This window comes from Roseicitreum antarcticum, from assembly GCF_014681765.1.
Taxonomy (GTDB): domain Bacteria; phylum Pseudomonadota; class Alphaproteobacteria; order Rhodobacterales; family Rhodobacteraceae; genus Roseicitreum; species Roseicitreum antarcticum.
This window is the reverse complement of the sequence record NZ_CP061498.1, coordinates 2,301,435-2,314,689: the sequence shown is the minus strand read 5'-3', so window position 1 is coordinate 2,314,689 and position 13,255 is coordinate 2,301,435. Positions and strand designations below refer to the sequence as shown.

11 protein-coding genes are annotated in these 13,255 nt (G+C 64.6%); 8 read left to right on the top strand and 3 right to left on the bottom strand.

What is annotated here, in order from left to right:
* Positions 1-210 precede the first annotated feature (210 nt).
* From urtA to H9529_RS11075, 6 genes are all read left to right on the top strand, one after another.
* Complete coding sequence (urtA, locus tag H9529_RS11100; RefSeq protein WP_092885275.1) at positions 211-1,467, top strand: urea ABC transporter substrate-binding protein; 1,257 nt, start codon at positions 211-213, stop codon at positions 1,465-1,467.
* Positions 1,468-1,674: 207 nt separating this feature from the next.
* Positions 1,675-3,600 (top strand): urea ABC transporter permease subunit UrtB, encoded by a 1,926-nt coding sequence (urtB, locus tag H9529_RS11095; protein WP_397544904.1) that lies wholly within the window; start codon positions 1,675-1,677, stop codon positions 3,598-3,600.
* Positions 3,601-3,619: 19 nt separating this feature from the next.
* Positions 3,620-4,798 carry an urea ABC transporter permease subunit UrtC gene (gene urtC / locus H9529_RS11090; RefSeq protein ID WP_092885271.1) on the top strand — a complete coding sequence of 393 codons (1,179 nt, stop codon included), beginning with the start codon at positions 3,620-3,622 and terminating at the stop codon, positions 4,796-4,798.
* Positions 4,795-5,535, top strand: coding sequence for an urea ABC transporter ATP-binding protein UrtD (gene urtD / locus H9529_RS11085; protein ID WP_092884274.1), 741 nt, complete (start codon positions 4,795-4,797; stop codon positions 5,533-5,535). The genes urtC and urtD overlap by 4 nt, the downstream gene beginning before the upstream one ends.
* A 3-nt stretch (positions 5,536-5,538) precedes the next feature.
* Positions 5,539-6,234: an urea ABC transporter ATP-binding subunit UrtE gene (urtE, locus tag H9529_RS11080; RefSeq protein ID WP_092884272.1), complete on the top strand. Its 696-nt coding sequence runs from the start codon at positions 5,539-5,541 to the stop codon at positions 6,232-6,234.
* Between the two features lie 100 nt (positions 6,235-6,334).
* Positions 6,335-7,219: a recombinase family protein gene (locus H9529_RS11075; RefSeq protein WP_092884270.1), complete on the top strand. Its 885-nt coding sequence runs from the start codon at positions 6,335-6,337 to the stop codon at positions 7,217-7,219.
* A 31-nt stretch (positions 7,220-7,250) separates the two neighbouring features.
* Here H9529_RS11075 and H9529_RS11070 read toward each other — a convergent pair whose 3' ends face one another.
* The 3 genes from H9529_RS11070 to H9529_RS11060 all read right to left on the bottom strand — a co-directional run bounded on the left by H9529_RS11070 (position 7,251) and on the right by H9529_RS11060 (position 10,810).
* On the bottom strand, positions 7,251-7,940 hold the full coding sequence (locus H9529_RS11070) for a gamma-glutamyl-gamma-aminobutyrate hydrolase family protein (RefSeq protein WP_092884268.1): 690 nt from the start codon (positions 7,938-7,940) through the stop codon (positions 7,251-7,253).
* A gap of 62 nt (positions 7,941-8,002) precedes the next feature.
* Entirely contained in the window at positions 8,003-8,992 is a 990-nt protein-coding gene (locus H9529_RS11065; RefSeq protein ID WP_092884265.1) for an amidoligase family protein, read from the bottom strand.
* Positions 8,993-9,118: 126 nt separating this feature from the next.
* Positions 9,119-10,810: a BCCT family transporter gene (locus H9529_RS11060; RefSeq protein WP_092884263.1), complete on the bottom strand. Its 1,692-nt coding sequence runs from the start codon at positions 10,808-10,810 to the stop codon at positions 9,119-9,121.
* A 692-nt stretch (positions 10,811-11,502) separates the two neighbouring features.
* Between H9529_RS11060 and cysG the strand changes: the two genes are divergently transcribed.
* Both cysG and H9529_RS11050 read left to right on the top strand, forming a co-directional pair.
* A complete protein-coding gene (gene cysG / locus H9529_RS11055; RefSeq protein ID WP_092884259.1) occupies positions 11,503-12,945 on the top strand; it encodes a siroheme synthase CysG in 1,443 nt (480 codons plus the stop codon).
* Positions 12,942-13,244: a DUF2849 domain-containing protein gene (locus tag H9529_RS11050; protein ID WP_092884257.1), complete on the top strand. Its 303-nt coding sequence runs from the start codon at positions 12,942-12,944 to the stop codon at positions 13,242-13,244. Before cysG ends, H9529_RS11050 begins: the two co-directional genes overlap by 4 nt.
* Positions 13,245-13,255: the final 11 nt, after the last annotated feature.

Genomic DNA, 13,255 nt, shown 5'->3' with positions numbered 1-13,255 from the left:
CCGCATGACGTTCACCTGTGCGTTACAAACGCGCAAATTTGAAGTGTGGCGGCCCGATCCTGCAAGACTGAACCGCCACACCCGTGCAACAACAACGCTGCCCGGCTGCATATAGTGGCCCGGACCCGGAATTTGAAGATTGACGGGCGGTCAGGGGCGGCATGAATTTGGGGACAACTTATGATTAAGACCAAAACGCTGCTCTGGTCGATGACCGCCGCTACGGCGATTGTTGCAGGTCTGCCGGCCCACGCTCAGGACTGCCCGATTCAGGTGGGTGTGCTGCATTCGTTGTCGGGCAGCATGGCTATTTCGGAAACCACGCTGAAAGATGTCATGCTGATGCTGGTCGAACAGCAAAACGCCGCGGGCGGTCTGCTGGGGTGTGAGCTGGAGGCCGTGGTGGTCGACCCTGCGTCCGACTGGCCGCTGTTTGCCGAACGCGCGCGCGAACTGCTGACCGTGACCGAAGTCGATGTGATCTTCGGGGCCTGGACCTCGGTCAGCCGCAAGTCGGTGCTGCCGGTTCTGGAAGAGCTTAACGGGCTGATGTTCTACCCGGTGCAATACGAGGGCGAGGAATCGTCGCGCAACGTGTTCTACACCGGCGCCGCACCGAACCAGCAGGCGATCCCGGCGGTGGATTACTTCCTGGAGGAACTGGGTGTCGAAAGCTTTGCGCTGCTGGGCACCGATTACGTCTACCCGCGCACGACCAACAACATTCTGGAAAGCTACCTGTTGGATAAAGGTATCGCCCCGGAAGATATCTTTGTGAACTACACCCCGTTCGGACATTCCGACTGGGCGACGATCGTTTCTGACGTCGTGGCGCTGGGCGCAGGCGGCAAGCAGGTCGGCGTGATCTCGACCATCAACGGCGATGCGAACATCGGTTTCTACAAGGAACTGGCCTCGGCCGGTGTCAGCGCGGCCGACATTCCGGTTGTCGCGTTCTCGGTCGGTGAAGAAGAGCTTTCGGGCCTCGACACGTCGGAACTGGTCGGTCACCTGGCTGCATGGAACTACTTCATGTCCGCCGATACCGAGATCAACGCCGATTTCGTCGCCGCATGGAAGGAATTCGCCGGTGAAGACCGCGTGACCAACGACCCGATGGAAGCCCATTATATCGGCTTCAACATGTGGGTGAACGCCGTGACCGAGGCAGGCACCACCGATGTGGACGCGGTGCGCGAAGCCATGTGGGGGCAGGAATTCCCCAACCTGACGGGCGGCACGGCAGTCATGCTGCCGAACCACCACCTGACCAAGCCCGTGCTGATCGGCGAGATCCGCGCCGATGGTCAGTTCGACATCATCAGCCAGACCACCGAAGTGCCGGGCGATGCCTGGACCGACTTCCTGCCTGACAGCGCCGTGCTGACCAGCGACTGGCAGGAACTGGAATGCGGGATGTACAACACCGCGACCGAAACCTGCGTTCAGATCACCTCTAACTACTGATCCTGAATGTGCCTGGGGGCGGGCGATCTGCCTGCCCCCTTTTTCCTGACGCGCGGCACGGCGGGCCGGTTTTGCGCCCCGCCCCCCCTTTTGCGTCATCAGATACCAAGGCTGAACAGAGGTCGTCCCCCGATGCCGATGAACCCCCGGATCGCCCGCGCGGTGCTGTTTTTGTGCGCGCTGTGCTTTGCTGTGATGCTGCGCCCCATGCAGGTGGTGGCGCAAGACACGGCGCCAGACCCTGCGCTGGGCAGCCTGCAAAGCCTGCTTCAGGACTACCAGGAGGAGGTCGCATCGCCGTCGCGCCAGACCGTTTCGGGGGTGCTGGACGCGCTGATCGCAGCCGAGATCCCCGGCACGCCGGGTTTCTTGCGCAGTTGGGACAGCCGCGCGCTGTATGAGCGGCCCGATGACGGGCTGTTTTTTTACGCGACCGAGAATGCAGATGGCACGCTGACGCTGATCGACATTGATACCGAAGACGCGGCCGGTACCGTCACCACGCGCGAGGTCAATCAGATCCGGCCCAATGCGGGCGTGCGCCGTGTGATCGGCGCGGTGCTGGTGCAGTTTGAATTGTCCGATGATGACCCGGCGCTGCGGTTGTCGGCGCTGGAATCCATCACGCGCAGCCCCGACCCCGAACAGATCCCGCTGCTGGCAGCGTCTATCCCCGATGAGCCTGATGCGGCGATCTTGCTGCGCAAGGAACGTTTGCTGGCCCTGCTGACCGCGCGGTTTGGCGAGACCGCCGAGGCGCGGATCGCGGCGATTGACGCCCTGGGCGGCGACATCAGCATCGAGGCGCGTGGCGCGCTGAACCTGATCCTCGGCAGCACGACGACCTTCGGGACCGAACTGCCCGCAGGCGGCAATATCGCGCGCGAGATCGAGGTCGGCACCGACCTGGGCCTTGATGAAGCTTATGACCAATTGGTGGCCGACGGGCTGTTTCCGCCGCGCCCCACGCCCGAGGCGATGCGCGCCGCGCTGCAAGCCAACGTCGATGCGGGCGCGGTGGGCGGGGTGCCGGTGCATCAGCTCGACACGATTCCCGCGCGTGAACGTGCGTATGAACAGCTGGAGGCCGACGGGCTGGTGCCGCCGCTGGTGACCGATGCCGATGTGGCGGATGCGGTGTCGGGCTATGTCTTCTACGAGGTTTATGCCGAAGACGACCCCGCCATCACCACCGCCGCCCAGGATGCGCTGGCTGCGACGCAATTGCGGCTGGGGGTCTATCAGGGCGTCGATCTGGGGCTGGACGCGCTGTCGCTGGCCTCGATCTTCTTTCTGGCGGCGATCGGGTTGGCGATCACCTTCGGGGTGATGGGCGTCATCAACATGGCGCATGGCGAGTTCATCATGATGGGCGCCTATACCGGCTATGTCGTGCAGTTGTTCATCCCGGATTATACCCTGAGCCTGCTGGTGGCGCTGCCGCTGGCCTTTATGGTGACGTTCGGCGCGGGCGTGGCGATGGAGCGGCTGGTGATCCGGCACCTCTACAAGCGGCCGCTGGAGACGTTGCTGGCGACCTTCGGCATTTCGATTGCCTTGCAGCAATTGGCCAAGAACATCTTTGGCACGCAGGCCCGCCCGCTGACTGCGCCGGACTGGTTGTCGGGCGCGCTGACGATCAACGACATCATCGGGATCAGCAATATCCGTATTGCGATCTTCGTCATGGCGCTGATCTTTCTGGGGCTGTTGCTGTTTGTGCTGAAGCGCACCCGGCTGGGGCTGGAAGTGCGGGCCGTCACGCAAAACCCCGGCATGGCGGCCAGCATGGGGATCAACCCGGACCGCATCAACATGCTGACCTTTGGCCTTGGGTCCGGCATCGCGGGGATCGCGGGCGTCGCCATCGGGCTTTATGCGCAGGTCACATCCGAGATGGGGGCGAATTACATCGTGCAAAGCTTCATGACCGTGGTTGTCGGCGGTGTCGGCAATGTCTGGGGCACGCTGGCCGGGGCATCGCTGATCGGCTTTTTGCAAAAGGGGATCGAGTGGTTCAACCCGTCCAACACGCTGGCGGCGCAGACCTACATGATCCTGTTCATCATTCTGTTCATCCAGTTCCGGCCGAAGGGCATTGTCGCCCTCAAGGGCCGCGCGGCGGGGGATTGAGGTCATGGAAAGCACGACGATGAAAAAACCTGTTCCCCGCAAGAGCTTTCTGGCGCAGAACCCGTCCGTGATGTGGTTCTTGCTGGCGCTGGCGCTGTTCACGCTGTTTGTGACCGTGCTGGCCGAAGGTTTCGGGCTGGCGGTGCTGTCTACCTCGATGGTGAAAGTGTTGGGCATGACGCTGTGCCTGTGCCTGATCGCCGTGGCGATGGATGTCGTCTGGGGCTATTGCGGCATCCTGAGCCTGGGGCATTTCGCGTTCTTCGGGCTGGGCGGCTATGCCATTGGCATGTGGCTGATGTATGCCCGCACCGAGATCATCATCCGCGAGTCGTTGTCGAATGCCGCCATTCCGCCCACCGAGGTGGAGGTGACCGATGCCATCGCCACGCAGATCTTTGGCGTCGTGGGCAGCAACCAATTGCCGTGGATCTGGGGCTTTGCCGATAGTCTGGTGTTGCAACTGCTGGTCGTCGTGCTGGTGCCCGGGCTGCTGGCGCTGGTGTTTGGCTGGCTGGCTTTCCGGTCGCGCGTGACGGGGGTCTATCTGTCGATCCTGACGCAGGCGATGACGCTGGCGCTGTCGCTGTACCTGTTTCAAAACGACACCGGGCTGCGTGGCAACAACGGGCTGTCTGGGTTGCAAAACATTCCGGGCCTGTTGGACGTGCCGCAGGCAACAGTGGCTTTGTGGTTCTTCTGGGCGTCGGCGCTGGCGCTGGGGCTGGGGTATCTTTTGTTCGCCTGGGTCGTTTCGGGCAAGTTCGGCTCGGTCGTGCGCGCGATCCGGGACAATGAAAACCGGGTGCGGTTTCTGGGCTATCATGTCGAAAGCTACAAGCTGTTCGTCTTTACCCTGACGGCCGTGGTGTCGGCCATTGCGGGCGCGCTGTATTACCCGCAGGCGGGGATCATCAACCCCGCCGAGATCGCGCCCATCGCCTCGATCTATCTGGCGGTCTGGGTGGCCATCGGCGGGCGCGGGCGGCTTTATGGCGCGGTGATCGGCGCGGCGGTGGTGTCGCTGGCGTCAAGCTGGTTCACCGGCGGCGGCGCGCCCAACATCAACTTTGGCTTCTATCAACTGAACTGGACCGATTGGTGGCTGGTGCTGCTGGGTCTGGGCTTTGTTGCCGTGACGCTGTTCTTTCCAAAGGGCATCGGCGGATTGTTCGATTATCTGGTGAGGAAACCATGAGCACATTACTGGAGGTTTCCGGCGTCAGCGTCACGTTTGACGGCTTTCGCGCGATCAACAACCTGTCCATCGCGATTGCCGAGCCAGAGTTGCGCGCGGTGATCGGGCCGAATGGCGCGGGCAAGACCACGTTCATGGACATCGTCACCGGCAAGACCCGGCCTGACAGTGGCCATGTGATCTGGGGCGAGAAATCGGTGTCGCTGCTGGGCATGTCTGAATCGCAGATCGCGCGCGCCGGGATCGGGCGGAAGTTTCAGAAGCCCACGGTGTTCGAGGAACAGACCGTCGCCGAGAATTTCGCCATGGCCCTGCGCAACAAGCGCGGGCCGTTCGATGTGCTGTTGTTCCGCCCCAACGCGGCGGGCGACGCGCGCATCGCCGAACTGGCGACCGAGGTCGGGCTGCTGGACGATCTGCCGCGCCGCGCGGGCGATCTGAGTCACGGGCAGAAGCAATGGCTGGAAATCGGCATGCTGCTGGCGCAGGACCCGCGCCTGTTGCTGGTGGATGAACCTGCGGCCGGGATGACCCCGGCAGAGCGCGAGCATACCACCGACCTTCTGGTGCGCGCGGCCAAGACCCGGGCGGTGGTGGTGATCGAACATGACATGGAATTCGTGCGCCGCCTGAATTGCAAGGTGACGGTGCTGCACGAAGGCACGGTGCTGGCCGAAGGCTCGCTGGACCATGTGACCGCGAACAAGGAAGTCATTGATGTCTATCTGGGGCGCTAGATCATGCTGAATGTCACCGACCTGACCCTGCATTACGGGGCCTCGCAGATCCTGTACGACGTGAATCTGACGGCGCGTCCGGGGGCTGTGACCGCTGTGATGGGCACCAATGGCGTGGGCAAGACGAGCCTTCTGAAGGCCATCGCCGGGCGTCATCCCTATAGCAGCGGCACGATCACGCTGGATGATGTGGCGCTGAACCACCCCGGCCCGGCGCAGGCGGCACAGGCGGGCATCGCGTATGTTCCGCAGGGCCGCGAGGTGTTTCCGCTGCTGAGTGTCACGGAAAACCTGCAAACCGGCTTTGCCTGTCTGCCGAAGGCCGATCACAAGATCCCCGACCGGATCTATGATCTGTTCCCTGTGCTGGCGCAGATGAAGGACCGGCGCGGTGGCGATCTGTCGGGGGGGCAGCAGCAGCAATTGGCCATCGCCCGCGCCCTGATCGCGCGCCCGCGCGTCCTGTTGCTGGATGAGCCGACCGAGGGCATTCAGCCCAATATCATCAAGCAGATCGGCAATGTCATCTCGTTGCTGCGCGATGAGGGTGAGATTGCAATCGTGCTGGTCGAGCAGTTCTTTGATTTTGCGTACGATCTGGCGGATGAGTTTTGTGTGCTGAAGCGCGGGTCGGTGGTGTTGTCGAAACCGGCGGCCGAGGTGGCGCGCGACCAGTTGCTGGCGCAGGTCTCGATCTGACAGGGGACGCGGGGTGACGGGGCAGATGGGTCGCGGGCTGGACAGGGGCGCGGAAACCCGGCACATCGGGTAAACCCCGCCGTTGCAGGATGCCGCCACCATGACGCTTGTGGGCTATGCCCGTGTCTCGACCGAAGATCAGACCGTTTCGCCGCAGCGTGATGAGCTGCGGGCGGCAGGCTGTGTCGAGATCCATGAAGAACATGCCTCTGGCGGGTCGCGCGCACGGCCAGTGCTGGCACGGGTGCTGGCGCGGGTTGGCCCGGGCGATGTGCTGCTGGTGGTGCGCATCGACCGGCTGGCGCGGTCGCTGTCGCATCTGCTGGAGGTGATCGAGGCGCTGGAGGCGCGGGGCGCCTTCTTCCGGTCGCTGCGCGATCCCATTGACACCAGCAGCCCGCAGGGCAAATTCACCCTTCAGGTACTGGGTGCTGCGGCAGAGCTGGAACGCGCGCTGATCCGGGAACGCACCATTGCCGGGCTGGAATCGGCCCGGGCGCAGGGGCGTGTGGGCGGCAATCCCGGTTTGCGCGCGGGCGACCCCGCCGCACGGCGCAAGATCGCGCTGGCGCGCGATGAGGCGTATTTCGAGGCGCTGAATGCCAGCGCGCCGGAATGGGTGCCGCTGGTGCGGCGCCTGCGCCCCGAGATGGCCTGGGAAGATGTGGCGCGCATCATCAACAGCCAGTTGCCCAAGGGTCGCACGCCCTGGTCCGTTCCGCGCCTGACGCGCGCGGTGCAGCGTTACGTCAAGGACGGGTTTCTGGACCGCCGCGTGCTGGACCGCGCCAAACGGTCGGATGTGGATGACCGCCTGCTGGCGATCGTCGCGGGGATCAAGGGTGCCGACCCCGAGATCACGTTGCAATCCATCTGCGACCGGCTGGAAGCGATGCGCGAGCGCACCCCGCGCGGGCGCACGCGCTGGCAGCCTTCATCGGTGCGGATGCTCCTGGAACGGGCAGAAAAGCGCGGGCTGTTGTAGTGTCCGGCTGCCGGTCCCACGCCGCTGCCTGTCAGGCGCGCGCTGCCTCTACCAGTGCGCGGAACAGGGCGCGCTGGCGGCGGGCATAGATCAGGTATTCCGGGTGCCATTGCACGCCGATGGCGAAGGGGGGCGCGGCGCGCTCAACGGCCTGCACCATGCCGCCTTCGTCGCGCGCAGCGATCCGCAGCCCATCGGCCAGCCGGTCCACCGCCTGCGTGTGCAGGGCGTTGACGCGCATCGGTTGGGTGCCCGCCAGCGCGGCCAGCGTGGTCCCTGCCGCGACAATGATGCTTTTGCGCGGCAGGATCGTACGCAGGTAGCGGCTGTCGGTATAATGGTCATAGGCGCGCTGATGCAGGTTGCCGCCCTGCGCGATGTTGATCATCTGCGCGCCCCGGCAGATGCCCAGCACGGGTTTGCCTGCCGCGAATGCCTCTAGCACCAGCCGCCGTTCCAGCGCGTCGCGCTTCGGGTCCAGCCGGGCGCTGGCGACCAGTTCGCCCTTGTAGAGTTCAGGCGAGATGTCGTCACCGCCGCCGACGATCAGCCCATCCACCGCCGTCATGTCGGCCTGCTTGCGGCTGTCCCAGCGGATGGCGGTGCCGCCGGCCAGCCAGACGTTCAGCGCCATGAAGGGAAACACCCGCCAGCCGGTGCGGGCGGAAACCGTGACGCCGATGCAGGGCTTTGGGGTGCCGGGTTTCTTGGTGTGCTGCATTTACGCCGCCGGTGCCTTTTGGTGCGGGTCTGCCATGGTGTGAAGGTCAAGGGCGCGTGGGGTCATGCCCAGATACCCGCGCGGTCCAGGTGGCCTGCAACCACATCGGCCCAGGTGCCGCGCAAACCGGGCAGGCCGGCGCGCCAGTCGGTCCAGGACTGCGCCAGCGCGGCCAGCAGCGCGGGATCGGCGGCGATACGTTCTACCAGAACCCAGCGGTTCCATTCATACGCGACCGACCATTGCGGGTCGCCCAGCCGGGCCTCGGGCAGGCGGTAGTGAAAGGTGGGGCGTCCGCCCTTCGTCCCCTGGGGCAGGGCGCGGGCTACCAGATCCGCGCGCAGATGCGTCAACAGGGGCAGCAGGTCCAACCCCCGGTTGCGGGTGGGCGAGAGGTCGAGGTAATTGCGTGTCAGGTCATCCAGCGTCCAGTCCGCCGCATCTGCCGCCAGTGCATCAACCAGTTTGTGCGGCCAGGGATCGACGAAGGGCAGCAGCCGGCGCGACGGGTCGGGCGGGTCAATGGCGCGCAGCCAGTCCTCGACCAACCCATAGGCGCGCACGGTTGGCACGATGGCATCGGCGGTCTCGGCGGAAACCTCGGGGTTCAGGTGGACGCCGAAGCCGAACAGCACGCCGTCTTGCGACCCTTTTGCCCCGGCATGTGCCAGCGCGTCAGCCAGCGCATCGCATTCGGGCATATCCGCAGGCGACAGCGGCGCGGTCACGATCTCGACCGGGACGACGGTGCGCGACAAGTCCAGCAGCTTGTCCGCCAGGACCGAGCCCGCCTTGTCGCGCAGGAAAAGATCAAGCTCGATGCGCACATCACCGAGGCGACCGCCTTCGACCGTGATGTCATGGTCGTTTGCAGCGACGATCCTGCCGCCCCAGAGGGATTGCACGATTTGCGCGGTGGCGTTTTCGGTTAGGTTGGCAAATTCAATCTCGACCCCGGTGCCGCGGGGGGAGCCATCGGCGGTATGCGCCCGGGGCAGCGGCCAGAAGCTGCCCGTCGGTATCCGTTTTTGCATGCTGTCCAGATCGCCCATGATATGCCCTGTCCGTTGGCTGCCTGCCCTGAGGCACGTCTGACATATGGGGACGACCCTGTGATGACAAGCCGCAGGTGTCTCCAGGGTTTGCCGCGCCGGTTTCCCGGCGCGGCAAAGGTTGCGTCAGCGTGGTTCGTTCATCAAGCCGCGAACAACGGCGTAGCACGCGCCCAGCAGCACGAAGGTGAACGGCAGGCCGGTAGACACTGCCATGGCCTGCAAGGCCGCCAGACCGCCGCCCAGCAACAGTGCAATCGCCACCATGCCTTCAAAGCTGGCCCAGAACACGCGCTGGATGACCGGCGCATTGGTCTTGCCGCCCGCAGCGATCGTGTCGATCACCAGCGAACCGGAGTCCGACGAGGTGATGAAGAACACGATCACCAGCACGATGCCCACGAACGAGGTGATCATTGTCAGCGGCAATTGCGTCAGCATCTGGAACAAGGTCAGTTCCAGCGCCGCATCCTGCACACCGGTATAGCCGTCGTTGATGAGCTGGCCGATGGCGGTGCCACCCAGCGCGGTCATCCACAGCACCGACAGCAGCGTCGGAACGATCAGCACGGCGATCAGGAATTCGCGCACTGTGCGGCCCCGGGACACGCGGGCGATGAACATGCCCACGAACGGTGACCAGCTGATCCACCAGGCCCAGTAGAATGCCGTCCACCCTTGCGAGAAGTTGGCATCTTCACGGCCAAAGGGCATCGACAGCGGCAGAAGGTTCTGACCATAGGCCCACAGGTTTTCGAAGAAGCCTGTCAGGATGGCGAGAGTCGGCCCGACGATGATGATGAAGCCCAGCAGCAGCAGCGCCAGTCCCATGTTCACCTCGGACAGGACTTTCACCCCCCCATCGAGGCCCCGGATGATCGACCCGATGGCCACGGCGGTGATCGCGACGATCAGCAAGATCATCACTGCGTTGCTGGTGCCCAGCGAGAACAGGAAGTCCAGGCCTGCGCTGGCTTGCTGCGCGCCAATTCCCAGCGAGGTTGCAAGGCCGAAGATCGTGGCCAGCACGGCCATGATGTCGATGATATGCCCGGGCCAGCCCCAGACACGTTCGCCAAAGATCGGGTAGAAGGCCGACCGCAGCGTCAGCGGCAGACCCTTGTTGTAGCTGAACAGCGCCAGTGCCAGCGCCACGACCGCGTAGATCGCCCAAGGGTGCAGACCCCAATGGAAGATCGTCGCCGCCATGCCCAGCCGCCGCGCGGCCTCGGGGTCGCCCTCGGCACCGCCAAGCGGGGCCCAGTCGGTGCGCACGCCGTTCGCGTCCGTGACGATGCCGCCGACTGCCGCGCCGTAATGCGACATCGGCTCGGACACGCCATAGAACATCAGCCCGATGCCCATGCCTGCGGCAAACAGCATCGAGAACCAGCCGATATAGTTGTAATCCGGCGTCGCCTCTGGCCCGCCCAGGCGGACCTTGCCCAGCGGTGACACCACGAGGAACAGGCAGACCAGCACGAAGATGTTGCCCGACAGCAGGAAGAACCAATCGACATTGCCGGTCAGCCAGTCGCGCAGCCCGACAAACATCGGTTCAGCCTGCGTCTGGAACGCCAGGGCAAAGAAGGTGAAAAGCAGAATTGCCAATGCCGAGACCGGGAAAACCGGGTTGTGCACATCGAATTCAAACACCCACCGCCGGGCGGCGACGTTGTCTTGACCGATTTCGTAATCGGTTTCGATGATTTCGGTTTCGCCTTCGGGCCCGGGGATCGCTTCGATACCGTTGTCTTCGCCGGTGTCCTGATCCTCTTTCGGGTCGTCTTGATGCGAAGACTTTTCGCTGTCGCTCATGCTTGTTCCTTTCCGTTGCCGCAGGTCACCGGACACGCGCAATCAATGGCTGCGCGGGCCCTGCCGACGGTCTGTTATCGTTCTTCTCGTTCGCCGCGTGCGCCTGCTGCGGGCCGGTCGATGATCTGCGTGGCCGCATGGCATTGGCGCTTATCGCCGCAGGAAAAATGCCCCGCGAAATTCAGCCGGTGTCTGCATCGGACTGCCTGTATGAGACTGTCCGCATCCTATCCGACGCGGGCCTGATACCCGACACGCCATGATTATGCAAACATCCGCCTGACAAGGGCTATCGTGCGGCAGTCTGGACAGGATGCAAGGTGAAAAACGACACAAAACGTCTGTTTGCGACATACTTGGGGCGTCAGCGCGGCGTGCAGAGTTTCGTGCCACGCGACATTTGCAAAGTCGCTTCCAGGCAGGTGTCAGGGCGGGGCGGAATCAGTCGTTCACCAGGCAGCCGGGGCATCGCGGGGCGGCGTGTCGGTTTTGCGCCAGAATGACCGGATGGCCCGGGAAATGTGTCCCCGCCCGCACCGCCGCAGGGATGACTGTGTCGCGGTTGCGGCATTTGGCGGGAAAACGGGGCTTTTCGCGACGCTTAACGCGAACAGTTTTCTTATGAGGTGGGCTATATTGCGCTGTTGCGGAACAATATTCTATGGTTGGGCTGTAGATTTGGAGTTTCGCGCATGCAGCATTTTCCGATATTTCTGGACACGGCTGCGGCCCGCGTGGTCGTCACCGGCGGTGGCGATGCCGCTGTGGCCAAGCTTCGGCTCTTGTTGAAGACCCAAGCCCGGATCGAGGTCTTCGCCCCTGCGACGTTGCACGGCGCGGCGGTAGATCTGGCGTCTGACATCGAGGATTGGGCCAGTGCGGGGCGGCTGGCGCTGCATCGGCGCGCGCTGGTGCCCTGCGATCTGATCGGCGCGCGGCTGGTTTATGGTGCGGCCGAGGATGCTGTGGATGACGCGCGCACCCGGGCGCTGGGCCACCGCGCCGGGGTATTGGTCAATATCGTGGATAACCTGTCGGACAGCGATTTTATCACGCCTGCCATCGTGGACCGTGATCCCGTTGTCGTGGCCATCGGCACCGAGGGCGCGGCACCGGTTCTGGCGCGCAAGATCAAGGCCGATCTGGAGGCGCGCCTGCCCGCAGCCACCGGCATCCTGGCCCGCGTGGCCAAAACCTTCCGTCATGCCGCCGATGCCCTGCCCATGGGCCGCAAGCGGCGCGATTTCTGGGCGCAGTATTACGACACCACCGGCCCGCGTGCCTTTGAGCAGGGCGGCGCGCCCGCGTTGCAGGCCGCGTTGCAGGATACGCTGGCGCAGCACCTGAACGGCATGGCTGACGGGCCGGGGCATGTGGATCTGGTGGGCGCGGGGCCGGGCGATCCCGACCTTCTGACCCTGCGTGCGCGGCGGCTTCTGGACCGTGCCGATGTGGTGATCCACGACCGGCTGATCGCGCCCGAGGTGCTGGAGCTTGCACGGCGCGAAGCGCTGATGATCGCGGTCGGCAAGGAGGGCTTTGGCCCCTCGACCCCGCAAGACACCATCAACCAGTTGATGATCGACCATGCGACCACGGGCGCGCATGTGGTGCGGCTGAAGGGGGGCGATGCCAGCGTCTTTGGCAGGCTGGATGAAGAGACCGAGGCGCTGGACGCCGCGGGCATCGACTGGGCCGTGACGCCGGGGATCACGGCGGCATCGGGGGCGGCAGCCGCAGTGGGGCAAAGCCTGACCCGGCGCGGGCGCAACAGCAGCGTGCGGCTGGTTTCGGGCCATGACACCAAGGGATTTGCCGAACAGGATTGGCAGGCGCTGGCCCGGCCCGGCATGGTCGCCGCGATCTACATGGGCAAGCGCGCGGCGCGGTTCATTCAGGGCCGCTTGCTGATGCATGGCGCGGCGGCCGAGACGCCGGTGACGATCGTGGAAAATGCGACCCGCGCCGATCAGCGCGTGCGCCTGACCACGCTGGCCGAATTGCCGCAGGCGGTGGCCGATATGGCTGGCCCCGCCGTGCTGTTGCTGGGTGTCACCGCCCGCAACCGCAGCGCCAAGGGGGCCACTACGCCCGCCGCTGAAATTACCGCAATGTTGCAGGAGGCCCTTCAATGAGCCGCGCCTTTACCCCCTCTGTCATCGCCGCGAACCACCTGCTGACCGGCGAGGTGGTGTATCTGAACGACGCGGGCCGCTGGACGCCCGAACATTCCCGCGCGCGTCTTTTCACCGATGCCGATGTGGCGCAGGCCGAACTGGCGCGCGATTGGGCGGCGGAGGTCGTGGGGGCGGGGCTTGCCGCCGCGCAGGCCGGGCCGGATGGGCCAGAGCCGGTGCATTTCCGCGATGTGTTTCGCGCGCGTGGCCCGTCGAACCGGCCCCACGGCAAGCAGGCCGAAAGCTGTCGGGCCTGACGCCGCAACAC

What these genes read in the sequence shown, in the direction of transcription:
- cysG (WP_092884259.1), top strand. Translation starts at nt 11,503, where the DNA reads ATGCAGCATTTTCCGATATTTCTGGACACGGCTGCGGCCCGCGTGGTC.
- H9529_RS11065 (WP_092884265.1), bottom strand. Translation starts at nt 8,992, where the DNA reads ATGGGCGATCTGGACAGCATGCAAAAACGGATACCGACGGGCAGCTTC.
- urtB (WP_397544904.1), top strand. Translation starts at nt 1,675, where the DNA reads ATGCAGGTGGTGGCGCAAGACACGGCGCCAGACCCTGCGCTGGGCAGC.
- urtE (WP_092884272.1), top strand. Translation starts at nt 5,539, where the DNA reads ATGCTGAATGTCACCGACCTGACCCTGCATTACGGGGCCTCGCAGATC.
- H9529_RS11070 (WP_092884268.1), bottom strand. Translation starts at nt 7,940, where the DNA reads ATGCAGCACACCAAGAAACCCGGCACCCCAAAGCCCTGCATCGGCGTC.
- H9529_RS11060 (WP_092884263.1), bottom strand. Translation starts at nt 10,810, where the DNA reads ATGAGCGACAGCGAAAAGTCTTCGCATCAAGACGACCCGAAAGAGGAT.
- urtD (WP_092884274.1), top strand. Translation starts at nt 4,795, where the DNA reads ATGAGCACATTACTGGAGGTTTCCGGCGTCAGCGTCACGTTTGACGGC.
- urtA (WP_092885275.1), top strand. Translation starts at nt 211, where the DNA reads ATGACCGCCGCTACGGCGATTGTTGCAGGTCTGCCGGCCCACGCTCAG.
- urtC (WP_092885271.1), top strand. Translation starts at nt 3,620, where the DNA reads ATGAAAAAACCTGTTCCCCGCAAGAGCTTTCTGGCGCAGAACCCGTCC.
- H9529_RS11050 (WP_092884257.1), top strand. Translation starts at nt 12,942, where the DNA reads ATGAGCCGCGCCTTTACCCCCTCTGTCATCGCCGCGAACCACCTGCTG.
- H9529_RS11075 (WP_092884270.1), top strand. Translation starts at nt 6,335, where the DNA reads ATGACGCTTGTGGGCTATGCCCGTGTCTCGACCGAAGATCAGACCGTT.